This is a genomic window from Brucella anthropi, assembly GCF_046630315.1.
In the GTDB taxonomy this organism is placed as follows: Bacteria; Pseudomonadota; Alphaproteobacteria; order Rhizobiales; family Rhizobiaceae; genus Brucella; species Brucella anthropi_A.
Map to the genome: position 1 here is coordinate 85,851 of NZ_LQBD01000009.1, position 25,700 is coordinate 111,550.

The following is a 25,700-nucleotide window of genomic DNA, read 5'->3' on the forward strand; positions in this document are numbered from 1 at the left end:
GAAGGTTTATCCGCCTGATGTGAGGCTTAATCGCGTCCATTGGGACTGTCAACGTATCGCAGGGAAGCGCCGCTCTTGGAATGCGCGAAAGCCGCAGGCACCGAATGCTGAACACTGTGTCCGTGTTCGGCACACTTCCAATCCTTCTCCGCGCCGCCATATTGGACGGGAACCAATCTTTTGCCCGCAATCAGGGACCATCATCATGAAGAAAATCGGCTTTCTTTCCTTCGGCCACTGGTCGCCATCGCCGCAATCGGGAACCCGCTCGGCCAGCGATGCGCTTTTGCAATCGATAGACCTTGCTGTTGCCGCCGAGGAACTGGGGGCCGATGGCGCCTATTTCCGCGTGCACCATTTTGCGCGCCAGCTTGCCTCGCCCTTTCCGCTGCTTGCAGCCATCGGCGCCAAAACCAGCCGGATCGAGATCGGCACCGCCGTCATCGACATGCGGTATGAAAACCCGTTCTATATGGTCGAGGATGCAGGGGCCGCGGACCTCATCTCCAAGGGCCGTTTGCAGCTTGGCATCAGCCGCGGCTCGCCGGAACAGGTGATCGATGGCTGGCGTTATTTCGGCTATGCGCCGGAAGAGGGCAAGACCGATGCCGATATGGGCCGCCAGCATGGCGAGGTGTTCTTCGAAGCGCTGAAGGGGCAGGGCTTTGCCCAGCCCAATCCGCGCCCGATGTTTCCGAACCCTCCCGGCCTGCTGCGGATCGAGCCGCATGCGGAAGGGCTTCGCGACCGTATCTGGTGGGGCGCGGCCTCGGATGCCACGGCAGTCTGGGCGGCAAAGCTTGGCATGAACCTGCAAAGCTCGACCTTGAAGAAGGATGAAACGGGCGAACCGCTGCATATCCAGCAGGCCAGGCAGATCCGCGCCTATCGTGAAGCCTGGAAGGAAGCCGGACATACGCGCACGCCGCGTGTTTCGGTGAGCCGCAGCATCTTCGCGCTGGTCGATGATCGCGACCGGGCCTATTTCGGCAATGGCGGCAAGGAGCAGGATTCCATCGGCTATATCGAGGAAGATCTGCGCGCGGTTTTCGGGCGGTCCTATGCCGCCGAGCCGGACCGGCTGATCGAGGAGCTTGCCAGGGATGAGGCGATTGCCGAGGCCGATACGCTGCTTCTCACCGTGCCGAACCAGCTTGGCGTCGACTACAACGCGCATGTGATCGAGTCGATCCTCAAGCATGTTGCACCGGGCCTTGGCTGGCGGTGAAACCCGCCTGCCTTCATTCCATGCCGTAAAGCGCCAGAAGCTGCCTCATGCGGCGGATGGCCAGCTCCGGCTGGTCCAGCACATTGGCCCGGTCTGCAAGGCGGAAAATGTCGGCGTAATGCGCAATGCCGCGCGCCGACTGCATCCCCGCGGGCATGGTGAAATGGGTCTGGTGGCCGTTCAGCCAGGCAAGAAACACGATGCCCGCCTTGTAATATTGCGTTGGCGCCTCAAAGATTTTGCGCGATAGCGGTACGGTCGGCTCGATGATCGCGCGGAAGCGGGCATTGTTGCCCGCTGCCAGCGCCGCCAGAGCACTGGAAGCCTGTGGTGCCACAGCATCGAAAATGCCGAGCAGCGCATGGCTGTGCCTGTTTCCGTCGCCTTCGATCAGCGGCGCATAGTTGAAATCATCGCCCGTGAAGCACAGCACGCCTTCCGGCAGGCGGTTGCGCAAGGCGATTTCGTAGCGCTCCTCCAGAAGCGAAATTTTTATGCCTTCCACCTTGTCGCGATTGGTTTCGATGATGCCAATGACGGTGTTCAGTGCTTCATCGAAATTTTCCGAGCCCCAATAGCCTTTGAGCTGTGGGTCGAACATATCGCCCAGCCAGTGCAGCACGACCTTTTCGCGGGCCTGCGCGAGAATCCGGCCATAGACCTTGACGTAGTCGTCCGGCGATCTGGCGATGCGGGCCAGCGCGCGGCTGGCCATCAGGATGAAGCGCCCGCCATGTTTTTCGATGAAAGCGGCCTGCGTTTCATAGGCCTTGATGATGTCGTCGAGGCTTCTTGCCTCCGCCGGATCGAGGTGGTCGGTGCCTGCGCCAGAGGCAAGATCGGCACCCGCGACAGTCTTGCTTTCGGCGAGCGAGCGGCGGATCAGTTCCTGTGCGCCCGCCCAGTTCAGCCCCATGCCGCGCTGCGACGTATCCATCGCTTCGGCGATCCTGAAACCGAGGCCCCACAGGTGATGCCGGAAAGCCATGGTCGCCTCCCAGTCTATCGCCGGGTCGTTCCATGGGCGGGTATCTTTCAGCGGATCGGAGACCACATGCGCTGCCGCATAGGCGATGCGATTGAACTGCGGCGGGCTTTTGGGGCGCGGGGTTTGCGTCCCGGTCAGCCTGTAGGCAACCAAGGTTCCATTGCCATCCGGCAGCATCAGTTGATGATCGCCCATGATTGTTCCTCCGCCTCTCATGCCTGATTTTAATTTAGAACGTTCCAAATGGCAATTCGGTCAAAAATTGTGGCGAAAGTGTGATTTGAGCGTGTTTTGGCGTCGAACACGGGTTTTCGGGAAAAACATGCACCAAAAACCGGCTTGAATTGTGGCAAACTCAAGGCACAGAGCGGTTTTTCTCCCGGCTCTTGACAGGGTTGGAACGTTCCAATTAAATCACCAATCGAAACCGGAGCAGACCATGAGCAAGGGCAGCGTCACCGTTATCGACATTGCGCGCGAGGCTGGCGTGTCGAAATCGACCGTCTCGCTGGTTCTGCGTGACAGTCCGCTGGTTCATGCCGAAACCCGCGCCAAGGTGCAGGCGGCAATCGAGAAACTGGGCTATGTCTATAACCGTTCGGCGGCCAATCTCCGTCAGGCGAAGTCGAAAATCATCGGCCTTGTGGTCAATGACCTGACCAACAGTTTCTTTGCCGAACTTGCCGTCGGTGTGGACCGTGTCATGCAGTCGGCTGGCTATGTGCAGTTTCTGGCCAATACGGCGGAAAGCATCGATCGCCAGCGCGAGGTGATCGCCTCGATGCGCGAACATGGCATTGCCGGGCTGATCGTTTCGCCGGCGCGGGGTACTGAGGCCAATGACCTGAAACCATTGGCGAAAAGCGGCCTGCCGGTTGTGCAGATGGTGCGCGAGGTGCCGGGTGCCGGCGTTTCCTCCATCGTTTCGGATAATCGCGGCGGTGTGGCGAAGGCGGTCGAGCATCTGGTGTCGCTGGGGCACAGGTCGATCGCCTTCATGGGCGGCTATGCGGATATAGCGGTCTTTGCCGAGCGCGTTTCGGGTTATTGCGCAGGGCTGGAGCAGGCGGGCATCGGCTTCGACGAGGCGCTGGTCTTCACCTCCGCCCCGTCGCGCGCTGGTGGGGTTGAGGCGCTGGAACAGATGCTGCGGCAGGGCATGAAGCCGACGGCTGCGGTGTGCTTCAACGATGCGGTTGCTTTCGGTGTCTGCGATGGCTTGCGGGCTGCAAATCTGGAGCCGGGGCGGGATTTCGGCGTCGTTGGCTTTGACGATGTGATCGAGGCAAAGACGGCTGTTCCGGCACTGACGACCGTGGCTGTCGATCCGCAAGGTTTGGGAGAACGTGCGGCACAGCTTTTGCTGAAGCAGATCAATTCGGAACGGGTGGAGGCGGAGGCGCAGCGCTTGTCGGTGCGTCTTGCGGTGCGTGCGAGTTGCGGCGCGCCGTTCAGAAAACCGGAGGAGAAATTCGAATGGCAAAGTGGGGCCTTATAGGCGCAAGCACCATTGCGAAAGAGTGGGTGATCGGGGCCATTCGCGCCACTGGCGGCGAAGTGATTTCGGTTTACAGCACCAATGCCGAACGCGGCGAAACCTATGCCCGTGAAAACGGGATTGCCCGCGCCGTGACCAGCCTCGAAGCGCTTTTGTCCGACCCGGAAATCGACGCGGTCTATATCTCCACCACCAATGAACTGCATCGCGATCAGGCGATTGCCGCGGCACAAGCGGGCAAGCATATCCTGTGCGAAAAGCCGCTGGCGCTGACGATTGGTGATGCGCACCAGATGCTGAAAGCCGTGCGCGAGGCGGGCGTTGTGGCAGGCACCAACCATCATTTGCGCAATGCGGCCAGCCACCGCGCCATGCGCGATGCCATTGCTGCGGGCAAGATCGGCAAGGTGCTGGGCGCCCGCGTTTTTCATGCGGTTTATCTGCCGCCGCATCTGCAAGGCTGGCGCATCGAGCGCCCCGATGCGGGCGGCGGCGTGATCCTCGACATCACCGTGCATGATGCCGACACGCTGCGTTTTGTGCTGGGTGAAAATCCGGTCGAAGCGGTCGCTTTCAGCCAACAGGGTGGCTTGAGTGGCCAAGGGCTGGAAGATGGCGTGATGGGTGTGCTGCGTTTTCCATCCGGCGCGATTGCCCAGTTTCATGATGCCTTCACCGCCAAATATGCCGAAACCGGCTTCGAGGTGCATGGCAGCGAAGGCTCGCTCATTGCGCGCAATGTGATGACGCAAAAGCCGGTCGGGAGCGTGCTGCTGCGTGATCAAAACGGCGAGCACGAATTGCCGCTCGACCACAAAAATCTCTACGAAACCGCCTTGCATTCTTTCCACGATGCCATTGCCGGAAAAGGCCAGCCATCGGCGACATTGGAGGACGGCATCTGGTCGCTCGCGACCGGGCTTGCCGTCGCTGAAGCTGCCAAGACCGGCAAGGCAACCGCCGTTCATTCAGGACTTTGAGACTTAACTTATGAGCAAGCATATTTCATTTGCTGAAGCAGCCGCACTCATCCCCGACAATGCCGTCGTTTCGGTCTCGTCATCAAGCGGCCTTGGCTGCCCGGATATGATGCTAAAAGCCATTGGCGAGCGGTTCGACGAAACCGGCCACCCCAAAAACATCACCACGCTGCACCCGATCGCGGCGGGCGATATGAGCGGCATCAAGGGTGTTGATTACATCGCCAAGAAGGGGCTTCTCAAGAAGATCATTGGCGGTTCCTACCCATCCGGGCCATCAAGCGCCGAGCCGCCGCTGATCTGGCAGATGATCACCAATAACGAGATCCCGGCCTATAATATCCCGTCGGGCATTTTGTTCGACATGCACCGCGAAGCTGCCGCCAAGCGCCCCGGCGTGCTGACTAAGGTGGGGCTCGATACATTCGTCGATCCCAAGCGTCAGGGCACCGCGATGAACGATAAGGCGCGTGAGGAACCGGTGGTAAAGCGCGTCAGTTTCGAGGGCGAGGAGTGGCTCTATTTTCCGGCCATCATCCCGCAGGTGGCGATCATCCGGGCAACCACGGCGGATGAACGCGGCAATCTCACCTATGAGCATGAGGGCGCCACTCTCGGCGGGTTGGACCAGGCGCTGGCGGCGCGCAACAATGGCGGCATCGTCATTGCGCAGGTGAAGCGCATTGCCAAGGAAGGCACGCTGAAACCGCATGACGTGCGCGTGCCGGGTGTTCTGGTCGATTATATCGTGGTTGATCCCGACCAGAAGCAGACGACGCAGACGCTCTATGATCCGGCGATTTCCGGCGAGATTTTCCGCCCGCTGGATACGTTCCGCCTGGCCGAATTCAATATTCAAAAGGCGATTGCGCGGCGTGTCGCACAGGAATTGCAGGCGGGCAGTGCTGTCAATCTGGGCTTCGGCATTTCCGCCAATGTGCCGCGCATTCTGCTGGAAGAAGGCCTGCATGGCGCAGTGACATGGGTGATCGAGCAGGGCGCTGTCGGCGGCGTGCCGTTGCTGGATTTCGCCTTTGGCTGTGCGTCCAATGCCGACGCCTATATGCCGTCGCCCTATCAGTTCACCTATTTTCAGGGCGCGGGCTTTGACGCCTCGCTTCTGTCCTTCCTTGAGATCGGGCGCGACGGCTCGGTCAATGTGTCGAAACTGTCATTCCGTCCGCATGTGACGGCGGGCGCTGGCGGCTTTGTCGATATTACCGCGCGCGCCAGGAAGATTGTCTTCTCCGGCATGTTCAATGCCGGTGCAAAACTGTCGGTCGCTGACGGCAAGCTGGTGATCGAAAAAGAAGGCAAGCTCAAAAAGCTTGTCAATGCGGTTGAGCATGTCACCTTCTCCGGCCCGCGCGGCGTCGAGCAGGGGCAGGACATTACCTATGTCACCGAGCGCGCTGTGATGAAGCTGACGGCGGAAGGCATCGTGCTGACCGAGATTGCGCCCGGTATCGACTTGCAGGCGCATATTCTGGATCAAGCCGAGTTTCCGCTGATTGTTTCCGACCGGCTCAAGACCATGGACAAGGCGCTGTTCCGCGAAGAGCCGATCGGGCTCACGCTGCCGCAAAAACCTGCCCGAAAGCTGGAGGCGTAAATGGTTCAACGGATAGAAATAACAACCGAGAACCACATTGCCGTCATGACCATCAGACGGCCCGAAAAGCTCAATGCCTTCGATATCGAGCTTTTGCAGGAATTGTCTGCCGCCTGCGACCGGGTGGAGGCGGATAGCAGCGTGCGGGTCGCGATCCTGACGGCTGAGGGCAAGGCTTTTTCCGCAGGCGGCGACATCAAGGCCTGGGGCGGCATGGAACCGCAAGAGTTTGGCCATGCCTGGGTGCGCTATGGGCATCGCGTGTTTGAGCGTCTGGCGACTTTGCGTGTGCCGCTGATCGCGGCGATGAATGGTCATGCGCTGGGCGGCGGGCTGGAACTGGCGGGTGCCGCCGATATCCGCATTGTCGAGCGGCAGGCGAAGATCGGCCTGCCGGAAACCTCGCTCGGCATGGTGCCTGGCTGGTCTGGCACGCAGCGCCTTGTGCGCCGTTTCGGGGCGCAGATCGTGCGCCGCATGGTGCTGGGCGGTGAAATGTTTACGGCAGACGAAGCCCTTTCGCATGGGCTGGTCGATCATGTGGTCGATACGGGCGAAGCCTTGCAGGCGGCGCAGGCCTATGCGGCGCGGGTCGCCAGACGCGGGCCGGCTGCGCTCGAAATTTCCAAACTGATGCTGTCCGTCGCCAATGGCGAGGACAATGGAACAGCTGTCGAGGCGCTGGGATCCATCCTTGTCGCCAAGACCGGCGATCTGAAAGAAGGCGTGCGCTCGTTTGCCGAAAAGCGCGAAGCGAATTTTAAGGGAGAATGGTAATGAGCGTTGTCGTCAAACCACAGCCTTTGACCGGGCTGGAAGTCCGCGAATTCTCCATGCTGATCGATGGCAAATGGGTGGGCAGCGAAAGCGGAAAGACCATCGAGCGCGTGGCGCCCGGCCATGGCGTCACCGTGAGCCGTTATCCGGCAGGTAACAAGGCCGATGTGGAACGCGCCGTTGCGAGCGCGCGCAAGGCATTTGACGATGGGCGCTGGTCGTCGAAAACCGCTTCGCAGCGTTCGCTGGTTCTGCTGAAAGCTGCCGATCTGATCGAGGCGCGGGCGGAAGAGCTTGCCTATCTCGATGCGATTGAAGCCGGCAAACCAATTAGCCAAGTGCGGGGCGAAATTGCCGGTTCGGTCGATATCTGGCGCTATGCGGCAGCGCTTGCGCGCGACCTGCATGGCGAAAGCTACAACACGCTGGGCGATGGTACTTTGGGCGTCGTGCTGCGCGAGGCAATCGGCGTGGTGTCGATCATCACGCCGTGGAATTTCCCGTTCCTGATCGTCGGCCAAAAGCTGCCTTTTGCGTTGGCTGCGGGCTGTACGGCGGTGGTAAAACCTTCGGAACTGACCTCCGGCTCGACACTGCTGCTCGGCGAAATTCTGGCCGAAGCGGGTTTGCCGGATGGGGTCGTGAACATCGTGACCGGAACGGGTGCCGATGTCGGCCAGCATATGAGCACGCATCCGCATGTCGATATGGTGTCGTTCACCGGCTCCACCGGCGTGGGCAAGCTCACCATGGCCAATGCGGCGCAAACGCTGAAGAAAGTGTCGCTGGAGCTTGGCGGCAAGAACCCGCAAATCCTGTTTCCGGATGCGGATATGGATGCCTTTATCGATGCCGCCGTGTTCGGTGCGTGGTTCAACGCGGGCGAGTGCTGCAATGCCGGGTCGCGCCTGATCGTGCATCGCTCGATTGTCGATGCGATTGTCGGGCGCGTGGCCGATCTGTCGAAAAAGGTGATCGTTGGCGATCCGCTTGATGTCAGCACGCAGGTCGGCGCGATCATCACGCCGCAGCATTTGGATAAGGTTGGCGCCTATGTCGATCAGGCCAAAAAGGCAGGCGCTGCAATTGCCCATGGCGGCGATGTGCTGGACCTCGGTCTTGGCCACTATATGGGACCGACTATTCTTGCAGGCGTGAAGGCCGACATGGCCGTGGCGCGCGAGGAAGTGTTCGGCCCGGTTCTGTCGGTGCTTTCCTTCGATACGGTGGACGAGGCGATCTCGATTGCCAATGCGGTCGATTACGGGCTTTCAGCGGGCGTGTGGAGCCGCGATTTCGATACCTGCATGACTATCGGGCGCAAGGTGCGGGCGGGCACGGTCTGGATGAACACTTTTATGGACGGCACGCCGGAACTGCCTTTCGGCGGCTATCGCCAGTCCGGTCTGGGGCGCGAATTGGGGCGTCATGCGGTGGAGGATTATACCGAGACCAAGACGCTCAACATGCATATCGGTGCGCGCACGGGCTGGTGGATGCCGCAAGGAAAATAGGGAGCGACGGCTTTGGGAGGACAGCCGGATATCGTCATCATCGGATCGGGCATCGGCGGCGCGACAATGGCCGCCGGTCTTGCCGCATCCGGTGCCGACATTCTTATTCTGGAGGCGGGAGAGCGCCTGGCCGACAGGCCGGAAAACCGCGACCCGCGCGCCATTTTCCAACAGGGCTTCTTTCGCCCGCAAGAGTTCTGGCACGAGGCGGACGGCACGCCGTTCAATCCCGGCAATTATTACAATGTCGGCGGCAATTCCAAATTTTATGGCGCGGTGCTGATCCGCTATCGGCGCGAGGATTTTGAGGAGCTTGCGCATCTGGAAGGCGTGTCGCCCGCATGGCCCTTTGCCTATCAGGAACTGGAGCCGTGGTATTGCAAGGCGGAAGAGCTGTTTCAGGTGCGCGGCGCGTTGGGTGATGATCCGACCGAGCCGCATCATTCAAGGCCCTATCCTTATGCGGCTATCCGCGACGAGCGCCCGATTGCCGATGTGCGGGCGCGGCTGAAAAAGGCGGGGCTGCATCCGGCTTCCTTGCCATTGGGTGTTGATATCGAGCGTTGGCTGGCAAAGGCCAGAACGCCTTGGGATGCGCATCCCAATTGCGATGACGGCAAGATGGACGCGGAAACCTGCCCGCTTGCGCAGGCGCTTCAATATCCGAATGTCCGGCTGGAAACTTCCGCGCGTGTGACGCGGCTGGAAGCGGGGCCGGATGGGAAAACAATCACGGCGGTTCATTATATGAAGGACGGCGAGGCGCTGGTCCAGCGTCCGAAGCTCGTCATCCTGTCTGCCGGTGCCGTGCAGTCGGCGGCGCTTTTGCTGCGGTCGGGCTTGGCCAATCGCTCCGATCAGGTGGGGCGCAATTTCATGAACCACAATGCGAGCGCCGTGATCGCCTTCGATCCGCGCTACCGCAATGACAGCATCTACCAGAAGACATTCGGCTTCAATGATTACTATCTGTCGGATGGGGCAGGCGGGCCGCCGCTTGGCAATGTGCAATTGCTGGGGCGCGTGTCTGGCGCGATCCTGAAATCCAATATGCCTCGCGTGCCGGAATGGCTGTTGAACCGCATCGCCGGGCATACGATCGATTTCTACGCCATGAGCGAAGACCTGCCATCGCCGGAAAGCCGCGTGAGCGTGGATGGCGACCGCATTATTCTGCATTGGGTGCGCAGCAACTGGAAGGCGCATCGGATGCTGGTCGAAAAGCTCAAAGCCGCGCTGCGTGCGGCGGGGTTTCCGGTGGTACTGTCGCGGCCCTTTGACCGACGCACGCCGTCGCATCAATGCGGCACGGTGCGCATCGGCAACGATCCGGCAACCGCGCCGCTCGATCCCTGGTGCCGCGCTTATGACCACCCCAATCTCCATGTGGTCGATGCATCGCTTCTGCCGACATCGGCGGCGGTCAATCCGGCGCTGACCATTGCCGCGCAGGCCTTGCGCGTGGCGGACCATTTGAACCGGGAGGTGCTGGCATGAACCGTCAAAGACCTGTTGCGCTGGTGACTGGCGGGCGGCGCGGGATCGGGCTTGGCATTGCCCGCACGCTTGCCGCAAAGGGTTTTGATCTGGCGATCACAGACCGCGAATGCGACGAGGCCGTCATCCACGAATTGCGCGGGCTTGGCGGAAAGGTGGCTTTCCTTGAAAGCGATCTCGCCGCCGTTGGAACGCATGAGAAAACTGTTTCCGCGGTGATGAAGGAGTTCGGCGGCATCGATTGCCTCGTCAACAATGCAGGCATGGGTTCGGTCGAGCGCGGCGATTTTCTGGCTCTGAAGCCGGAAAATTTCGATACGATCATGGATGTAAACCTGCGCGGCACGGTGTTTTTCACGCAGGCCGTGGTGAAGGCCATGCTGGCCGCAGCCGAAGTGCGCTTTCCACGCAGCATTATAACCATCAGTTCGGTTTCGTCGGTGATGACATCGCCGGAGCGGCTTGATTACTGCATCAGCAAGGCAGGCCTCACCGCCTTCGTGCAGGGGCTGGCGCTGCGTCTGGCCGAAGCGCGGATCGGCGTGTTCGAGGTGCGTCCCGGCATCATCCGCACCGACATGACGGCAAAGGTTACAGAGCGCTACGATGCGCTGATCGAAGGCGGTCTGGTGCCGATGAAGCGCTGGGGCGAGGCGGGCGATGTCGGGGCCATTGTCGCCGGCCTTGCCGGTGGCGATTTCATCTTTGCGACCGGCTCGGCGATCCATGCCGATGGCGGCCTGTCGATTGCAAAATTATAAGGGTAGCGCGATGGATTACGATTATATCATCGTCGGCGGCGGGCCTGCCGGTTGCGTTCTCGCCAATCGCCTGAGTGAGGATGCATCGATAAAAGTGCTGCTGCTGGAAGCGGGCGGAAGCGACTGGAATCCGCTGTTCCACATGCCCGCGGGCTTTGCCAAAATGACCAAGGGTGTGGCCAGCTGGGGTTTTGAAACCGTTCCGCAAAAGCACATGAAAAACCGCGTGCTGCGCTATACGCAGGCGAAAGTCATCGGCGGCGGCTCCTCGATCAATGCGCAGATCTATACGCGCGGCAATGCCGCCGATTACGATCTGTGGGCCGATGAAGAAGGCTGCACCGGCTGGGATTATCGCCATGTGCTGCCCTATTTCAAACGCGCCGAGGACAATCAGCGCTTCAACGATGATTATCATTCCTATGGCGGGCCGTTGGGCGTTTCGATGCCTTCCGCGCCGCTGCCGATCTGCGATGCCTATATCCGCGCCGGGCAGGAACTGGGCATTCCCTATAATCCCGATTTCAACGGGCGTGAGCAGGCGGGCGTCGGCTTTTACCAGCTTACCCAGCGCAACCGTTGCCGCTCCTCGGCCTCGCTTGCCTATCTTGCGCCGATCAGGGATCGCCGGAACCTGACGATCCGCATGAATGCGCAGGTAGCCAATATCGTGCTGGAAAAGACGCGCGCCACCGGCGTTGTGCTGATGAGCGGCGAGGTCTTGCGCGCCGCGCGCGAAATCATCGTTTCGTCCGGCGCCATCGGCTCACCGAAACTTCTGCTGCAATCGGGCATTGGCCCCGCCGATCATCTGAATGCGGTCGGCGTTGCGGTGAAGCACGATCTGCCCGGCGTGGGCGAGAACATGCAGGATCATCTCGACCTCTTTGTCATTGCCGAATGCACCGGCGATCACACCTATGACGGCGTGGCGAAGCTGCACCGCACGCTTGCCGCCGGACTGCAATATATGCTGCTGCGCTCCGGCCCGGTGGCGTCGAGCCTGTTTGAAACCGGCGGCTTCTGGTATGCCGACCCGGATGCCCGCTCGCCGGATATCCAGTTTCATCTGGGGCTGGGTTCGGGCATCGAGGCGGGTGTCGAAAAACTCAAGAATGCCGGTGTGACGCTCAACTCCGCCTATCTGCATCCGCGCTCGCGCGGGACGGCGCGGCTTGCTTCCAATGATCCGGCAGCAGCCCCACTGATCGATCCCAATTACTGGAGCGACCCGCATGATCGCAAAATGTCGCTCGAAGGATTGAAGATCGCGCGTGAAATCATGCAACAGGACGCCTTGAAGCCCTATGTCATGGCTGAACGCCTGCCGGGGCCGAAGGTGGTTACAGACGACGATCTGTTCGATTATGCCTGCGCCAATGCCAAGACCGACCACCACCCCGTCGGCACCTGCAAGATGGGGACCGACGCGATGGCTGTGGTTGATCTCGACCTCAAGGTGCGCGGTCTTGAAGGTCTGCGGGTCTGCGACAGCTCGGTCATGCCGCGCGTTCCATCGTGTAACACCAATGCGCCGACCATCATGATCGGCGAAAAGGGAGCGGACATGATTCGCGGCCTCGATCCGCTGCCGCCGGTGGTGTTCTCGTGGGAGCGCAACGAGCGGAAGGCGATCGGGCGTTAATCGTTTTCAACCGGCTCGAAGCGCAGATAGCCCACAATGTTCGAGCCGCGCCGTTCGGGATTGTCGGACGGATGATTGACGCCGTCGGTCACGGCAACGGCGGCAAAATCGAATGGCGACACGCCTTCAAGACAAGCCGCATTGACGCCGAACTGGTTCGGATTGGAGCGGCGCTGGTGATGCGTATAAATCCCGCAGCGGGAACAGAAATAGTGTTTCGCGCGGCCCGTATTGAAGGTGTAGAGCGTCAGCGCGTCTTCGCCTTCGAGGATTTCCAGCCCGCCAAGATCAGCCGAAACCGCCACGGCCCCGCGCATCCGGCAATAGGAGCAGGTGCAGCGCCGCGCCGTGTGAAGACCGTCGGATAATTTGACACGAAAGCGCACGGTTCCGCAGTGGCATGCGCCATTGGCTTCCTTGATATCGGGATTCATTGTTCTCTCCTCGCATTCGGCCGAACGATATTTTCTTTTTTGCCGATTTACCACCGCTGAAAACCGGTTAAGTTTATCGTCTGGAACAGTTCTGGGAGTGAGCTTTCATGGGTGAATTCGCGGTCGTGACGGGCGGCAGCACCGGCATTGGAAGACATCTGGTTTCGGCTTTTTCCGAGGCGGGCTACACGGTTGCCTTCAGCTATCGTGATGATGATGATGCCGCACAATCGCTTGTCGAGGCCATAGAGGAGGCTGGCGGTCAGGCGTTGGGGCTTGGCTGCGATGTCGGAAGGCGTGCCGAAGTGGAAGCCTTTTTCGATGAGGTCTGCGACTGGTTCGGCGATGCGCCGGATGTGCTGGTCAACAATGCGGGCATCCAGACCTGGGCGCCCTTGCTGGAACTTTCGGAAGAGGGGTGGGACGATGTCATCCGCACCAATCTGAAAGGCTGTTTTCTCAACACGCAGGCTGCCGCAAAGCGCATGGTGGAAGCCGACAAGGGCGGCGCCATCGTCAATATCGGTTCCGGCTGCAACAAGCTCGCCTTTCCGAAACTTGTTTCCTACACGGCTTCGAAGGGCGGGATAGAGCAGTTCACCAAATCTTCGGCGGTGGAGCTTGGGCCGCACGGCATCCGGGTGAATTGTGTTGCGCCCGGCGCAATCCTCAATGAGCGGACGGCGAAAGAACAGCCCGACTATGCGGGCACCTGGGCGCGCATCACGCCGCTGCGCCGGGTGGGAACAGCGGAGGACATTTCCGGCCCGGTCCTGTTTTTTGCGTCCGATGCGGCGCGCTTTGTCACCGGCCAGACGATCTGGGTCGATGGCGGTGTCTTTTCACAGGCCAACTGGCCTTATGAGGGGTGATGGTTCGGTGGTGATCCCGACAGGAATCGAACCTGTGACCTACAGATTAGGAATCTGTCGCTCTATCCTACTGAGCTACGGGACCAACCGATGCGCATTCGCCGGTGATTCCGGCATTGCGAATGCTTTCAGACACATACTGTTTTTCATCCCGGTCGCCAACCCCGCAAAAAGCGGGGCGGGCAGTTTTATTCAGTTTCAGGCCGCAAGCGCCGTTTCCACCAGCGATGCAAAATAGCTGACCCCATAGGGAATGGCATCGTCGTTGAAATCATAGGCCGGGTGGTGCAGGCCGGGCGTGTCGCCATTGCCAAGGAAAATATAGGCGCCGGGGCGTGCTTCCAGCATGTAGGAAAAATCCTCCGCCGCCATCATCGGCGCGACATTCTCATCCACCTTGCCTTCGCCCGCCACCGCACTTGCCACGCGGGCCGCAAACTCCGTCTGCGCATCGTGGTTGAAGGTGACCGGGTAATTGTTCTTGTAGCGCACCGTGATTTCCGCGCCCGTCGCGGCGGCGATACCGGCCGCTGCCTCGCGGATGCGGCGTTCGGCAAAGGCGCGGGTTTCCTGCTTGAGCGTGCGGACAGTGCCCGACAGCGTCGCCTTTTCCGGGATCACATTATAGGCCTCGCCCGCGATGAACTTCGTCACCGAGATTACGAGCGAATCGAGCGGATCGGCATTGCGCGAGACGATGCCCTGAAGGGCAATCATCAATTGGGAACCGGCAAGAATCGGATCGATGGTGCGGTGCGGCTGCGCCGCATGGCCGCCGCGCCCGGAAATGAACAGGTCGAACTCATCGGTCGCGGCCATGATCGGGCCTTTTCGCATCGCGAACTGGCCGACCGGCAGGCCCGGCATGTTGTGGACGCCATAGGCTTCCGAAATATTGAAGCGGTCCATCACGCCGTCCTCGACCATGGCAAGGCCGCCCGCGCCGCCTTCTTCTGCAGGCTGGAACAGGAGCGCGACCGAGCCGCGGAAATTGCGCGTTTCGGCGAGATACTGCGCAGCGCCGAGCAGCATGGATGTGTGGCCGTCATGGCCGCAGGAATGCGCCTTGCCGGGATTTTGCGAGGCCCATTCCACACCGCTCGTCTCAAGGATGGGCAGGGCATCCATGTCGGCGCGCAGGCCGATGGCCGGGCCATCGCCGTGGCGGCCCTTGATGATGCCGACGACGCCGGTGCGCCCGACGCCGCTTTCCACCAGATCGCAACCGAAGGATTTCAGCTTGTCCTCGACGAATTTCGCGGTTTCGTGCACGTCATAGAGCAGTTCAGGATTCTGGTGCAGTTTTCGCCGCCAGGCGGCGATTTCCGCTTGCGTTTCAACGGCACGATTCAACACTGGCATTTTCTGATGGCTCCCCGGACCGGGCATGATTTGGAGAAGGCAGGATATGACGTTTCGGTGAAAGCGGGCAATCCCTGTTTGCCTTTTCATCGCCACATGGCATAGATAAAGAAAGCGTTAATCTCCCATTATGGCGCAGTTCGGACCCGCAGAAGTTGCAGGCTATTTCGATTGGAACTACGGAATGATGTCGAAATCATTGAAAATCTGGTTTGCAGCTGCTGGCCTGTCCGTGACCGCGCTGGCATCGGCTGCGGCTAATCCCTCGATTGCGGTGGATGTGGCAACCGGCAAGGTCTATCAGCAGAGGGAAGCTTTCCAGCGCTGGTATCCCGCCTCGCTCACCAAGATGATGACGGCCTATGTCGCCTTCCGTGCGCTGCAATCGGGTCAGATGACGCTGGATTCGCCGGTGCGCATGACGGTCAATGCCTCCAAGGAGCCGCCAAGCAAGATGGGCTACAAGCCCGGCTCGGTCATGACGCTCGATACGGCGCTGAAGATCATGCTGGTGAAGTCTGCCAATGATGTGGCCGTGGCCGTTGCCGAGGCCGTGGGCGGAACCGAATCCGCTTTCGTCCAGCGCATGAATGCGGAGGCGCAGCGTCTCGGCATGGTCGGCTCGCATTTCGCCAATCCGAACGGGCTGCATAATCCCAACAATTATACGACGGCGCGCGATCTCGCGGTTCTGGCCGTGCAGTTGCGCCGCGAATTTCCGCAATATGCGCATTATTTCGCAACCGAAGCCATCGATCCCGGCGCGGGCAAGAAAGTGCAGGCGAATTACAACATCCTGCTTGGCCGTTACGATGGCGCGGATGGCATGAAGACAGGTTTTGTCTGCGCGTCCGGTTTCAATCTTGCAAGCTCCGCCACGCGCAATGGCCGCACGGTGCTGGCGATCATTCTCGGCGCGGATCGGCAGGAAGCGCGCGCCGTTCAGGCCGCGCAGATGATGACCGATGCTTTCCGCACCAGCGGTTCCGGCGGGCCGACGCTCGCGACCTTGCGTCCTGCCGCGGGCGGCAATCTCAATCAGGCCGTCGATATGCGCAAGGCGATCTGCAGCCAGCAGGCCATGGCCGACCGCTGGGACGGCCGCGATGTCGAGGGCAAGCTGAAAATCAATTCGCCCTATATCCATGCGATGGATCGCGATCCGGTTGCGGTGCAGGTGGGACTGGTTTCCCAGCCCGGCCCGACGACCCGACCGAGCCAGCTCGACATTTCGCAGGTTCCGGTGCCCATGCCGCGCCCGCAGCGGGCAGTGGGTGTCAAGACAACGGCCATTAACTGATATGCGAAATCCCATTCCCGTTTCCGTGCTGACCGGCTTTCTCGGTTCCGGCAAGACGACGCTGCTCAACCGGCTTTTAAAAGATCCGGCGCTCAGCGATACGGCGGTCATCATCAACGAGTTCGGTGAGGTCAGCATCGATCATCTGCTGGTCGAGCAGGCAAGCGAGGGCGTGATCGAGCTTGCCGACGGCTGCCTGTGCTGCACGGTGCGCGGCGAACTGGTCGATACGCTGGCCGATCTGATCGACCGCCTCCAGACCGGGCGCATCAAGGCGCTGAAGCGCGTCATCATCGAAACCACCGGGCTTGCCGATCCGGCGCCGGTGCTGCATTCGATCATGGGCCATCCGGTGCTCATGCAGGTTTTCCGGCTCGACGGGGTTCTGGCGACGGTGGATGCCGTCAACGGCATGGCGACGCTCGACAATCACGCGGAAGCCGTCAAGCAGGCGGCGATGGCCGACCGCATCGTGCTGACCAAGACCGATCTGCCGGAAGCGCAGGCCGGGCTTGCGGCACTGAAGGCGCGTCTTCATGCGCTCAATCCCGGCGCGGATATTCTGGAAGCCGGCGAACAGCGCACCGGCTATGCCGCGCTTTTCGAATGCGGGCTTTATAACCCGGAAACAAAATCGGCGGATGTGCAGCGCTGGCTCAAGGCGGAAGCCTATGAGGACGAGCATCACGGCCATTCCCATCATGACCATGTGTGCGGGCCGGATTGCGATCACGACCATCACCATCACCATCACAATCATGGTCACGCGCATCATCATCACCATGACGATGCGATCCGTTCGTTCTCGCTGCGCCATGATGCGCCGATCCCGCTCTCGACCTTCGACATGTTCCTCGATCTTCTGCGTTCGACGCATGGCGAGAAGCTTCTGCGCGTGAAGGGCATCGTGCAGATTGCCGAAGATCCGGACCGCCCGGTCGTCATCCATGGCGTGCAGAAGATTTTCCATCCGCCGGCCCGCCTGCCGCAATGGCCGCAGGACAAGCATGAGACGCTTCTGGTGATGATCGTGAAGGACTTGCCGGAAACCTATGTGCGTGAGCTTTTCGATGCGTTTTTGGGACGCCCGGCGCTCGACCGGCCGGACCGGGCCGCGCTGACCGAAAACCCGCTGGCTATTCCGGGTTTCTCGCCCCGGAGCTGACCATCACTTCCTGCGAATGAGAAAGCGGTGCAGCGTGCCTTCCCGCTCCTGCGCGATGAGGGCATGTCCTTCCTGCGTGCAGAAATGCGGGACATCGATGCCGGACAGCGGGTCCGTCGCTTCCACCCAGAGAAGCGCGCCGCTTGGCATTTTTTCCAGACGATTGCGGGTTTTCAAAACCGGAAGGGGGCATTTCAGCCCCCTCAGATCGTAGACAGGAATGGCATCCTGCAAAGTCGTCAGTCCCCGATGATCTTCCACCACGGCTTTTTCGGTTCGGCGGCTGCCACAGATGTCGGCTGTTCGACATTCTGCGCCACCGTGCTGGCGGTGGTCATTTCTGAAATCTGCGGTGTGACCGGCTGGGCGGCAGCTTGTGCCGGTGCCGTCGGTTTTGGCTGCGGCGCTGCGGCAATGGCCGTCGGCTGGATGGAGGGCGTTGCCGGGCGGATATCCGGCGCACCTGTCTTTTCAGCGGAAGAAGGCGTCAGTGACGGCGGCTCGCGCGTTACCTTTTCGCCGCGTGCGCGCGCAGCGCTCCAGGCGGAGACGAGCTTGGCCTCGGCAATGCCCTGAATGGACGGTGCCGGTGCCTTCTGGCTGGCGCTGAAAGCCGTCTGGAAGGTCTTTTCGTAAGACGCATAGGACATGGCCTCGCCGCCGACCGATGGCGGGCAGGCATCCGTCGGGGACAGCGGCTGGCCGTCCGGCGTCGAAACGTTGAACACATAGCGCTTTTCGCAGACATCGACCTTCGGCGGCACCTTGCTGACCTCGAAGGCGTCGTAGCCCTGCTTCAGCATCTTCCAGAACGGGTAATTCGCGTCGTTCTTGTAGCGCGCCATATTGGCGGCGGTCATGCGGAACGGAAATGCCTGAATCTGGAAGTCGCGCTGGCCGCCCTTGAAGGCATCGCGGCCGAAGGCGTAAATTTCCGCGACCTGTTCGTCGGTCATCGAATAGCAGCCCGACGACGAACAGGCGCCATGCACCATCAGGTGCTGGCCGGTGCGGCCATTGGCGCGGTCATAGGCGTTGGGGAAGCCGATATTGAACGAGAGATAATAGCTCGAATTCGGATTCATCTGGGCGGGGCGGACGGTATAGAACCCCTCCGGCGCCTGACGGTCGCCCTCGATATATTTCGGGCCGAGCTTGCCCGACCATTTGCAGATCTCATAGGATGCAATCTGGTCGTATTTGCCGTTGTTCTTCTGCTTCCAGACTTCCAGAACGCCTTCTTCCTTGAAGATGCGCACCATGATCGGCGAGGTGCGGGTCATGCCCTTCGCCTTCATCCGGGCAACGACCTTTTCGGGAAGCGGCTTTTCAGCCCTGAGGCTCAGATCGGATACGGACGAACCCTGACAGCCCGCGAGAAGCGCGGTTGCCATTACGGAGCCTAGAATTGCAGTTCTGATCTTCATGTCGCATCAAGTCTGTTAGAGCTACGCCAGAGACTTTATGAGCAAAAGCCAATTTCCTGTAGGCCGGATTTTATAACTGAAACCTTACGGTATCGTTTATAAATCCTTGCTCAAATAGCTAAAATCGGGCGCGTCGGCAATATGGCCGAATTTGCAGCTTGATGCAAATCCGGAAAGCGCGCGGCTTCCCGGATGCATTATCGATCAATTGATGGTGAAAATCAGATGTTGCGGCCGATTTCGAGGAATTTCTGGCGGCGTTCCTGCTTCAGCGTTTCGCCGTCGACATCCTTCATCGCGCGCAGCGAGGCGGTGATGATGTCGCCGGTGGCGTCGATGACGGATTCCTTGCCGCGATGCGCGCCGCCCATCGGTTCGGGAATGATGCCGTCGACGATCTTGAGGTCGAACAGGTCCTGCGCGGTGATGCGCATGTTGGAGGCGGCATCCTTGGCGCGGGTCGAATCATGCCACAGGATCGAGGCGGCGCCTTCCGGCGAGATCACCGAATAGATCGAATGTTCCAGCATATAGACGCGGTTTGCGACCGCGATGGCGATGGCGCCGCCGGAGCCGCCTTCACCGATGATGATCGAGATCACCGGAACACGCAGCCTGAGGCATTCCGCCGTCGAGCGGGCGATGGCTTCCGCCTGGCCGCGTTCCTCGGCGCTGACGCCCGGATAGGCGCCTGCCGTATCGACGAAGGTGATGAGCGGCAGCTGGAAACGGTCGGCCATTTCCATGATGCGGACGGCCTTGCGATAGCCTTCCGGGCGGGCCGAGCCGAAATTGTGCTTGAGGCGCGTCTTGGTATCGGAGCCCTTTTCCTGCCCGATGATCGCGACGGCCTGACCGTTGAAGCGGCCGAACCCGGCCTGGATGGCTTCGTCATTGGCGAATTTGCGGTCGCCGGCAAGCGGGGTGAATTCGGTGAACAGCCGGTCGATATATTCCAGGCAGTGCGGACGGTCCGGATGGCGGGCGATCTGCGCCTTTTGCCATGGGGTCAGCTTGCGGTAGATATCCTTCAGCGCGTCGGCCGAACGCTTCTCGAGGCGGCGAATCTCGTCGCTCATCTCGACGCTGCCCTGTTCCTGTGCGAGCTTCTTCAGCTCCAGAATCTGGCCTTCGAGGTCGGCGACGGGTTTTTCAAAATCGAGATAGTTGTACATCGGGCCTGACTGTTCGTGCTTTTTCCAAAGGGATTAGCGCAATTGCGAGCCTGAAAAAGGCTGTTTTACGGCGCCTTACATATTCACTGCGGGCTCATCTTGCAAATTTTCGGTTTTCTCATAACCGGACAGAAGCTAATCGGCAAGCGGATGATGCTCGCTCACAAGCTTATGCAGTCTTTCCTCCAGCACATGCGTATAGATTTGCGTCGTGGATATGTCGGCATGGCCCAGCAATTGCTGCACGGTGCGCAGATCCGCCCCGTTCTGCAAAAGATGGCTGGCAAAGGCATGGCGCAGCACATGGGGCGAAACGGCTGCCGCCGACAATCCTGCCCGCGCGGCAAGCCCCTTCAACTCGCGGGCAAAGACCTGGCGCGCCAGATGGCCGCTTTCCGAAAAAGCCGGGAAAAGCCAAGGATTGTCGTCGCTGCCGGGCAGTGAATCCCGCAGGGCAAGAAAGCGCTGCAAGGCTTCGCGCGCCTTGGGTGAAAGCGGAACCATGCGCTCCTTCGCCCCCTTGCCGCGCACCAGCAGAAAGCGATGGTCGGTGCGCGCGACGGTGACGGGCAGGCCGACGAGTTCTGACACACGAAGCCCCGTCGCATAGAGCGTTTCGAGCAGCGCATGAAGGCGCAGGGCCTTGATCCGGTCTGCCGGTTCGGCGGCTTCACCGGCTTCGAGCGCTGCGCGGTCGAGAAGCCGCGTCACGTTTTCGACGCTCATGATCTTCGGCAGCGGCTTTTGCTTTTTCGGCGCATCGACCGTGCCGGTCGGGTCGTCCTGCCGATAGCCTTCCGCATAGAGAAAGCGGAAGAACTGGCGCAGCGCCGATAGCCGCCTTGCCTGCGATGTCGCGGCAAAGCCCTGCGTTGCCATGGCATCGATGGCGCTGCGGATATGGTCCGGCCCGGCCTCGGCCAGATTGACGCCACGGGCCGCCATCGCCTCCGCCACCGCTTCCAGGTCGCGCCGGTAGGATTGAAGCGTGTTTTCCGCAGCACCCCGTTCGGCGCTCATCATTTCCAGAAAATTCTCGATCGCCAGCGATGCGCGCATCGTCATTCCTGGGGCGCCTGGGGTAATTGCGGCGCCGTGTCGTCGGCATGTGCCGAAGCGGGGTTGGCCGCGGGGGCGGGCGGCGGCGCAATCGTGACCGGTTTCAGCTTTGAAGCCGGTATGTCGACGGTGATCTCGCGCGTGTCCGGCTTGACGAAAGTGGCAAGCGCGTACATCGCGCCATAAACAATGGCGGCAACAAGCGCGAGAAAGAGGACGAGGCGCGTCAGCGTGGGCATGCATCTTTTATGCTGCGGCATTAGGACGAAAGCAAGGAGGGGAGAGGACGGGAAAATGAAAGAGGGGGCAAGTGTGCCATCGCACAAAAAAACAATGCTTGCGCTCCCGCGTGCCCGAAAACCAATCAAAGCAATTGACGTCGCCCCGTTTTTCATGTGGAACCGGAGCAAATGGACGAGGTCAATGAGCAGTACGGCAAAACAAAACAATCTACATGGGAAAGCGGGGCTGATCCGCGATCTGCTCGGTTCGAAAGTCGTGGTGCTTGTGGGGCTGATGGGCGCGGGCAAATCCACCGTCGGGCGCAAGGTGGCGGGCCTGCTCGGCCTGCCGTTTCGCGATGCGGATACGGAGATCGAAGCGGTTTCCCGCATGACCATTCCCGAACTGTTCGAAGCCTATGGCGAGGTCGAATTCCGCGATCTGGAACGCCGCGTCATCATGCGCCTGCTGGAAGACGGGCCGATGGTGCTGGCAACCGGTGGCGGGGCCTATATGAATGCCGAAACGCGCGCTGCAATTGCGCGGGCCGGCGTTTCCATCTGGCTCAATGCGGAAATCGATATTCTGATGGAGCGCGTCTCGCGCCGCCAGAACCGCCCGCTTCTGAAAAACAGTGATCCGCGCGGCGTCATGCAGCGGCTGATGAATGAGCGTTATCCCGTCTATGCGCTGGCCGATCTGGAATTGATGTCCCGTGACGACAAGAAGGAAGTGATCGCCGCCGAACTGATCGATGTTCTGGCCGATCACCTCGAAAGATCAGAGGCATGACCGGCAGTAAAAGCCGCTGATGTTCTCGCTGCCTGATATTGGAGACTATGCATGAACGCGCCTTCCATCCCCGGTATCACCACCGTTCCCGTGTCGCTCGGCGACCGTTCCTACGATATCCTGATCGGCAAGGGGCTTGTCGAGCGTGCGGGCGAGGAAGTGGCGAAGCGCCTGAAAGGCGTGCGCGTGGCCGTGGTGACGGACGAAAATGTCGCCAAGGCCCATCTGGAGCGCCTGACGGCAAGCTTTGCCGGCGCCGGTATCGATGCGACGCCGGTAATCGTTGCGCCGGGCGAGAAATCCAAATCCTTTTCCACGCTGGAAACCGTCACCAATGCCGTTCTGGCGGCGCGGCTGGAGCGCGGCGATGCGGTGGTGGCGTTCGGCGGCGGCGTGGTCGGCGATCTTTCGGGCTTCGTTGCCGGTATCGTGCGGCGCGGCATGAATTTCGTGCAGATGCCGACCTCGCTTCTGTCGCAGGTCGATTCGTCCGTCGGCGGCAAGACCGGGATCAACACGGCGCATGGCAAGAATCTCGTCGGCGTCTTCTATCAGCCGCAGCTCGTTCTGGCCGATACGGATGTGCTCGATACGCTGAGCCCGCGTGAGTTTCGGGCCGGTTATGCCGAAGTTGCGAAATATGGGCTGATCGACCGCCCGGACTTTTTCGAATGGCTGGAACGGAACTGGCAGGAGGTTTTCTCCGGCGGCGCGGCGCGGACGCAAGCTATCGCCGAATCCTGCCGCTGCAAGGCCGCCGTCGTTGCCCGTGACGAGCGCGAAACCGGCGACCGCGCGCTCCTCAATCTCGGCCATACGTTCGGCCATGCGCTGGAAACCGCGACCGGCTACGATTCCAGCCGCCTCGTGCATGGCGAGGGCGTCGCCATCGGCATGGCGCTGGCGCATCGCTTCTCGGTCAAGATGAACCTCTGCGGCATCGAGGATGCCGAGCGTGTCGAAGCGCATCTGAAGGCCGTCGGCCTGCCATACCGGCTGTCGGATGTGCCGGGCGGATTGCCACCGGCGGAAAAACTGATGGATTATATTGCGCAGGACAAGAAAGTGGCGCGCGGCGCGCTCACCTTCATCCTGACACGCGGCATTGGCCAGTCCTTCATTGCAAAGGACGTGCCGCCAACCGCCGTGCTGGAATTTCTGAAAGAACGTCTGGAAACGAAGTGAGAGGACAAGGCGGATGGCTTTCGGGCTTTGGATCATGTGCGGCGTCATCCTGCTCTGCGTCGTTCTCTCGGCATTCTTTTCCGGGTCCGAAACGGCGCTGACGGCGGCATCGCGCGCCCGCATGCACACGCTCGAACATAATGGCGATGAGCGCGCAGGCGTGGTGCAGCGCCTCATCAGCCGCCGGGACCGGCTGATCGGGGCGCTCCTGATCGGCAACAACCTCGCCAATATTCTGGCCTCCTCGATTGCAACCAGCATCTTCCTCAACCTGTTCGGCGATGCGGGCGTTGCCTATGCCACGCTGGCGATGACGGTCATTCTGGTCATCTTCGCGGAAGTTCTGCCCAAATCCTGGGCGATCTCCGGTCCCGACCGTTTTTCGCTGGCCGTTGCGCGCGGCGTGTCGCTGGTCGTCCTGATTCTCGGTCCGGTTTCCAGTGCGGTGAACCGGATCGTGCGCGTGATCCTGCGCGCCTGCGGCATCAATCTTGCCGCCGGACACTCCATGCTCAGCCCGCAGGAAGAATTGCGCGGCGCGGTGGAGGTGCTGCATCGCGACAAGTCGCTCATCAAGGAAGATCGCGACCAGCTGGGCGGCCTGCTCGACCTCAAGGAACTGGAGGTCAGCGACGTGATGGTGCACCGGACTTCGATGGGCACCGTCAATGCCGATGCGCCGGCGGATGAAATCGTGCGCGATATTCTGGCGAGCCCCCATACGCGCATGCCGCTCTGGCGCGACGATATCGACAATATTGTCGGCATCATCCACACCAAGGATCTGTTGCGCGCGCTCTACGATGTCGACAATGATTTTACGCGCATCGACATCATGAAAGTCGCGCGCAAGCCGTGGTTTGTGCCCGACACCACCACATTGCAGGACCAGCTCGACGCTTTTCTTCGCCGCAAGGCGCATATCGCCATCGTTGTCGATGAATATGGCGATGTGCAGGGGCTGGTGACGCTGGAGGATATTCTGGAGGAAATCGTCGGCGACATTGCCGATGAGCACGATATCGAAATTCAGGGCGTCCGCCTGCAGCCGGACGGCTCGGTGATCGTCGACGGCTCGCTGCCGATTCGCGATATCAACCGCGCGCTCGACTGGTCCTTGCCGGATGAAGAAGCGACCACGATTGCCGGTCTCGTCATTCATGAGACCCAGACCATTCCGGAGGTGAAACAGGCTTTCACCTTTTACGGGAAACGGTTTTCCGTGCTGAAGAAGGAAAGAAACCGCCTGACGCGGTTGCGCATCGTGCCGCTCGATGCCGATGGCAAGCCGACGCCGATCATTGCATCGCTCCCGCGCTGACGGGCGGAGCCGGCCGAAATCTGATTAACGCTTTGTTTTTAAAGAACCCTGCTTCCGGCGGGCGGCAGTTTTGTACGTGAAACTCGGGCGTAGCCGGCTCGGCGATTTCAAATTTCACTGATATTTTCAAATATCTCTTATATAAGTAAGTTGTTAATATAAATAAGCTCATATTAATATAATCTAATTATTATGCTTGCAACTAATAGTGTAATTAAAATTTTGCTTGATATTTTCAGTAATATTGGTTCTTATATCAATGTTATCGCAATGGAAGAAATATATAGCATATATGACGACCATTGTTTTGGTATCTTATGTTCCGATACGAAAACTACGGAGAGCCCCGCATACGACCTGATTTATTATGAATAGAAAAAGAATATACTCATTCATATTTTCCTGAACTTCCACCCACGCATTTATTTTCTCCGCAAAGTTCGATCCATAAAGCAAAGGCGCCCGCGAGGGCGCCTTGCGCACATTCAGAGTCATGCCCGCCTGTCAGCTTGTTGTGAACTGCTTGTCAGCGCCGCGTGGCTTCACCCGGAGCCGAAGGTTCAAGCGCAAGCGCATGGACGCCGCTATCCAGCTCTTCCTTCAAAAGCGCGTTGATGGCGCGGTGACGCTCGATGCGGCTCATCCCGGCAAAGGCGTCGGCAACGATGCGGATGCGGAAATGCGTTTCGCCGGTGCCGTCATAAACCTCGTGATGCCCGCGCTCTTCATGGTGGTGCCCGGCGTGGAGGTGGCTTTCATTAATGACTTCAAGCCGTTCGGGAGCGAAAGCCGTGGTGAGTTTTTCTTCCATCGCGCTTTGTTTGTGATTGCGCTTGCTATTGTGAATGGACATTTGGACCACTTCTCCCCATATAGACGCTGTGCC

The 25,700-nt window shown here is 60.2% G+C and carries 24 protein-coding genes and 1 tRNA gene; 15 read left to right on the forward strand and 10 right to left on the reverse strand.

Features of this window, described 5'->3' with window-relative positions; translation table 11 throughout:
• Window positions 1-205 precede the first annotated feature (205 nt).
• Window positions 206-1,228, forward strand: a complete 1,023-nt coding sequence (locus AVM02_RS06770; RefSeq protein WP_411506207.1) for an LLM class flavin-dependent oxidoreductase — start codon at window positions 206-208, stop codon at window positions 1,226-1,228.
• 13 nt (window positions 1,229-1,241) lie between these two features.
• Here AVM02_RS06770 and AVM02_RS06775 read toward each other — a convergent pair whose 3' ends face one another.
• Entirely contained in the window at window positions 1,242-2,411 is a 1,170-nt protein-coding gene (locus tag AVM02_RS06775) for a dihydrodipicolinate synthase family protein (RefSeq protein ID WP_411506208.1), read from the reverse strand.
• A gap of 244 nt (window positions 2,412-2,655) precedes the next feature.
• On the opposite strand from AVM02_RS06775, the gene AVM02_RS06780 reads away from it, so the two are divergent.
• The 8 genes from AVM02_RS06780 to AVM02_RS06815 are packed head-to-tail and all read left to right on the forward strand — an operon-like array spanning window position 2,656 to window position 12,500.
• On the forward strand, window positions 2,656-3,714 hold the full coding sequence (locus AVM02_RS06780; protein WP_411506209.1) for a LacI family DNA-binding transcriptional regulator: 1,059 nt from the start codon (window positions 2,656-2,658) through the stop codon (window positions 3,712-3,714).
• The gene (locus AVM02_RS06785; protein WP_411506210.1) at window positions 3,693-4,694 is read left to right on the forward strand and encodes a Gfo/Idh/MocA family protein; all 1,002 of its coding nucleotides are present in this window, start codon (window positions 3,693-3,695) and stop codon (window positions 4,692-4,694) included. The genes AVM02_RS06780 and AVM02_RS06785 overlap by 22 nt, the downstream gene beginning before the upstream one ends.
• Before the next feature lie 10 nt (window positions 4,695-4,704).
• A complete protein-coding gene (locus AVM02_RS06790; RefSeq protein ID WP_411506211.1) occupies window positions 4,705-6,306 on the forward strand; it encodes an acyl CoA:acetate/3-ketoacid CoA transferase in 1,602 nt (533 codons plus the stop codon).
• Window positions 6,307-7,083 (forward strand): enoyl-CoA hydratase/isomerase family protein, encoded by a 777-nt coding sequence (locus tag AVM02_RS06795; protein ID WP_411506212.1) that lies wholly within the window; start codon window positions 6,307-6,309, stop codon window positions 7,081-7,083.
• The gene (locus tag AVM02_RS06800; protein ID WP_411506213.1) at window positions 7,077-8,597 is read left to right on the forward strand and encodes an aldehyde dehydrogenase family protein; all 1,521 of its coding nucleotides are present in this window, start codon (window positions 7,077-7,079) and stop codon (window positions 8,595-8,597) included. Before AVM02_RS06795 ends, AVM02_RS06800 begins: the two co-directional genes overlap by 7 nt.
• A gap of 12 nt (window positions 8,598-8,609) precedes the next feature.
• Window positions 8,610-10,094 carry a GMC oxidoreductase gene (locus AVM02_RS06805; protein WP_411506214.1) on the forward strand — a complete coding sequence of 495 codons (1,485 nt, stop codon included), beginning with the start codon at window positions 8,610-8,612 and terminating at the stop codon, window positions 10,092-10,094.
• Window positions 10,091-10,855, forward strand: coding sequence for a 3-ketoacyl-ACP reductase (locus tag AVM02_RS06810; protein ID WP_411506215.1), 765 nt, complete (start codon window positions 10,091-10,093; stop codon window positions 10,853-10,855). The genes AVM02_RS06805 and AVM02_RS06810 overlap by 4 nt, the downstream gene beginning before the upstream one ends.
• A 10-nt stretch (window positions 10,856-10,865) precedes the next feature.
• Window positions 10,866-12,500 carry a GMC family oxidoreductase gene (locus AVM02_RS06815; protein WP_411506216.1) on the forward strand — a complete coding sequence of 545 codons (1,635 nt, stop codon included), beginning with the start codon at window positions 10,866-10,868 and terminating at the stop codon, window positions 12,498-12,500.
• Here AVM02_RS06815 and AVM02_RS06820 read toward each other — a convergent pair.
• Window positions 12,497-12,934 carry a GFA family protein gene (locus AVM02_RS06820; RefSeq protein WP_411506217.1) on the reverse strand — a complete coding sequence of 146 codons (438 nt, stop codon included), beginning with the start codon at window positions 12,932-12,934 and terminating at the stop codon, window positions 12,497-12,499. The genes AVM02_RS06815 and AVM02_RS06820 overlap by 4 nt on opposite strands.
• 107 nt (window positions 12,935-13,041) lie before the next feature.
• On the opposite strand from AVM02_RS06820, the gene AVM02_RS06825 reads away from it, so the two are divergent.
• Entirely contained in the window at window positions 13,042-13,806 is a 765-nt protein-coding gene (locus AVM02_RS06825) for an SDR family NAD(P)-dependent oxidoreductase (RefSeq protein ID WP_411506218.1), read from the forward strand.
• Between the two features lie 8 nt (window positions 13,807-13,814).
• Here the strand turns inward: AVM02_RS06825 and AVM02_RS06830 are convergent.
• Together AVM02_RS06830 and AVM02_RS06835 are read right to left on the reverse strand one after the other, a co-directional pair.
• Window positions 13,815-13,891: transfer RNA gene (locus AVM02_RS06830), tRNA-Arg, on the reverse strand.
• Window positions 13,892-14,004: 113 nt separating this feature from the next.
• On the reverse strand, window positions 14,005-15,168 hold the full coding sequence (locus AVM02_RS06835; protein WP_411506219.1) for a M20 aminoacylase family protein: 1,164 nt from the start codon (window positions 15,166-15,168) through the stop codon (window positions 14,005-14,007).
• 184 nt (window positions 15,169-15,352) lie between these two features.
• On the opposite strand from AVM02_RS06835, the gene AVM02_RS06840 reads away from it, so the two are divergent.
• Entirely contained in the window at window positions 15,353-16,468 is a 1,116-nt protein-coding gene (locus tag AVM02_RS06840; RefSeq protein WP_411506220.1) for a D-alanyl-D-alanine carboxypeptidase family protein, read from the forward strand.
• A gap of 1 nt (window position 16,469) precedes the next feature.
• On the forward strand, window positions 16,470-17,633 hold the full coding sequence (locus AVM02_RS06845; RefSeq protein ID WP_411506221.1) for a CobW family GTP-binding protein: 1,164 nt from the start codon (window positions 16,470-16,472) through the stop codon (window positions 17,631-17,633).
• Window positions 17,634-17,636: 3 nt separating this feature from the next.
• Here AVM02_RS06845 and AVM02_RS06850 read toward each other — a convergent pair whose 3' ends face one another.
• The 5 genes from AVM02_RS06850 to AVM02_RS06870 all read right to left on the reverse strand — a co-directional run bounded on the left by AVM02_RS06850 (window position 17,637) and on the right by AVM02_RS06870 (window position 21,533).
• Entirely contained in the window at window positions 17,637-17,894 is a 258-nt protein-coding gene (locus tag AVM02_RS06850; RefSeq protein ID WP_411506241.1) for a sulfurtransferase TusA family protein, read from the reverse strand.
• Window positions 17,873-19,060, reverse strand: coding sequence for a L,D-transpeptidase family protein (locus AVM02_RS06855; protein ID WP_411506222.1), 1,188 nt, complete (start codon window positions 19,058-19,060; stop codon window positions 17,873-17,875). Before AVM02_RS06855 ends, AVM02_RS06850 begins: the two co-directional genes overlap by 22 nt.
• A gap of 221 nt (window positions 19,061-19,281) precedes the next feature.
• Entirely contained in the window at window positions 19,282-20,235 is a 954-nt protein-coding gene (locus AVM02_RS06860; protein ID WP_411506223.1) for an acetyl-CoA carboxylase carboxyltransferase subunit alpha, read from the reverse strand.
• Window positions 20,236-20,370: 135 nt separating this feature from the next.
• On the reverse strand, window positions 20,371-21,294 hold the full coding sequence (gene xerD / locus AVM02_RS06865; protein WP_411506242.1) for a site-specific tyrosine recombinase XerD: 924 nt from the start codon (window positions 21,292-21,294) through the stop codon (window positions 20,371-20,373).
• A gap of 2 nt (window positions 21,295-21,296) precedes the next feature.
• Window positions 21,297-21,533, reverse strand: coding sequence for a hypothetical protein (locus tag AVM02_RS06870; protein ID WP_411506244.1), 237 nt, complete (start codon window positions 21,531-21,533; stop codon window positions 21,297-21,299).
• Between the two features lie 184 nt (window positions 21,534-21,717).
• On the opposite strand from AVM02_RS06870, the gene AVM02_RS06875 reads away from it, so the two are divergent.
• Genes AVM02_RS06875 through AVM02_RS06885 form a run of 3 tightly spaced genes read left to right on the forward strand, consistent with a single transcriptional unit; the run spans window position 21,718 to window position 24,814 of the window.
• On the forward strand, window positions 21,718-22,308 hold the full coding sequence (locus AVM02_RS06875; RefSeq protein WP_411506224.1) for a shikimate kinase: 591 nt from the start codon (window positions 21,718-21,720) through the stop codon (window positions 22,306-22,308).
• A 51-nt stretch (window positions 22,309-22,359) separates the two neighbouring features.
• Entirely contained in the window at window positions 22,360-23,493 is a 1,134-nt protein-coding gene (gene aroB / locus AVM02_RS06880; protein WP_411506225.1) for a 3-dehydroquinate synthase, read from the forward strand.
• A gap of 13 nt (window positions 23,494-23,506) precedes the next feature.
• On the forward strand, window positions 23,507-24,814 hold the full coding sequence (locus AVM02_RS06885) for an HlyC/CorC family transporter (protein WP_411506226.1): 1,308 nt from the start codon (window positions 23,507-23,509) through the stop codon (window positions 24,812-24,814).
• A 526-nt stretch (window positions 24,815-25,340) separates the two neighbouring features.
• Here AVM02_RS06885 and AVM02_RS06890 read toward each other — a convergent pair.
• The gene (locus AVM02_RS06890) at window positions 25,341-25,667 is read right to left on the reverse strand and encodes a BolA family protein (protein ID WP_411506227.1); all 327 of its coding nucleotides are present in this window, start codon (window positions 25,665-25,667) and stop codon (window positions 25,341-25,343) included.
• Window positions 25,668-25,700 lie beyond the last annotated feature (33 nt).

Bases quoted from the DNA above. Each gene is read 5' to 3' on its own strand.
- AVM02_RS06875 (WP_411506224.1), top strand. From the start codon at position 21,718: ATGAGCAGTACGGCAAAACAAAACAATCTACATGGGAAAGCGGGGCTG.
- AVM02_RS06795 (WP_411506212.1), top strand. From the start codon at position 6,307: ATGGTTCAACGGATAGAAATAACAACCGAGAACCACATTGCCGTCATG.
- AVM02_RS06860 (WP_411506223.1), bottom strand. From the start codon at position 20,235: ATGTACAACTATCTCGATTTTGAAAAACCCGTCGCCGACCTCGAAGGC.
- AVM02_RS06820 (WP_411506217.1), bottom strand. From the start codon at position 12,934: ATGAATCCCGATATCAAGGAAGCCAATGGCGCATGCCACTGCGGAACC.
- AVM02_RS06810 (WP_411506215.1), top strand. From the start codon at position 10,091: ATGAACCGTCAAAGACCTGTTGCGCTGGTGACTGGCGGGCGGCGCGGG.
- AVM02_RS06790 (WP_411506211.1), top strand. From the start codon at position 4,705: ATGAGCAAGCATATTTCATTTGCTGAAGCAGCCGCACTCATCCCCGAC.
- AVM02_RS06775 (WP_411506208.1), bottom strand. From the start codon at position 2,411: ATGGGCGATCATCAACTGATGCTGCCGGATGGCAATGGAACCTTGGTT.
- aroB (WP_411506225.1), top strand. From the start codon at position 22,360: ATGAACGCGCCTTCCATCCCCGGTATCACCACCGTTCCCGTGTCGCTC.
- AVM02_RS06825 (WP_411506218.1), top strand. From the start codon at position 13,042: ATGGGTGAATTCGCGGTCGTGACGGGCGGCAGCACCGGCATTGGAAGA.
- AVM02_RS06855 (WP_411506222.1), bottom strand. From the start codon at position 19,060: ATGAAGATCAGAACTGCAATTCTAGGCTCCGTAATGGCAACCGCGCTT.
- xerD (WP_411506242.1), bottom strand. From the start codon at position 21,294: ATGCGCGCATCGCTGGCGATCGAGAATTTTCTGGAAATGATGAGCGCC.
- AVM02_RS06885 (WP_411506226.1), top strand. From the start codon at position 23,507: ATGGCTTTCGGGCTTTGGATCATGTGCGGCGTCATCCTGCTCTGCGTC.
- AVM02_RS06770 (WP_411506207.1), top strand. From the start codon at position 206: ATGAAGAAAATCGGCTTTCTTTCCTTCGGCCACTGGTCGCCATCGCCG.
- AVM02_RS06800 (WP_411506213.1), top strand. From the start codon at position 7,077: ATGGTAATGAGCGTTGTCGTCAAACCACAGCCTTTGACCGGGCTGGAA.
- AVM02_RS06890 (WP_411506227.1), bottom strand. From the start codon at position 25,667: ATGTCCATTCACAATAGCAAGCGCAATCACAAACAAAGCGCGATGGAA.
- AVM02_RS06785 (WP_411506210.1), top strand. From the start codon at position 3,693: ATGGCAAAGTGGGGCCTTATAGGCGCAAGCACCATTGCGAAAGAGTGG.
- AVM02_RS06870 (WP_411506244.1), bottom strand. From the start codon at position 21,533: ATGCCCACGCTGACGCGCCTCGTCCTCTTTCTCGCGCTTGTTGCCGCC.
- AVM02_RS06840 (WP_411506220.1), top strand. From the start codon at position 15,353: ATGATGTCGAAATCATTGAAAATCTGGTTTGCAGCTGCTGGCCTGTCC.
- AVM02_RS06835 (WP_411506219.1), bottom strand. From the start codon at position 15,168: ATGCCAGTGTTGAATCGTGCCGTTGAAACGCAAGCGGAAATCGCCGCC.
- AVM02_RS06780 (WP_411506209.1), top strand. From the start codon at position 2,656: ATGAGCAAGGGCAGCGTCACCGTTATCGACATTGCGCGCGAGGCTGGC.
- AVM02_RS06845 (WP_411506221.1), top strand. From the start codon at position 16,470: ATGCGAAATCCCATTCCCGTTTCCGTGCTGACCGGCTTTCTCGGTTCC.
- AVM02_RS06815 (WP_411506216.1), top strand. From the start codon at position 10,866: ATGGATTACGATTATATCATCGTCGGCGGCGGGCCTGCCGGTTGCGTT.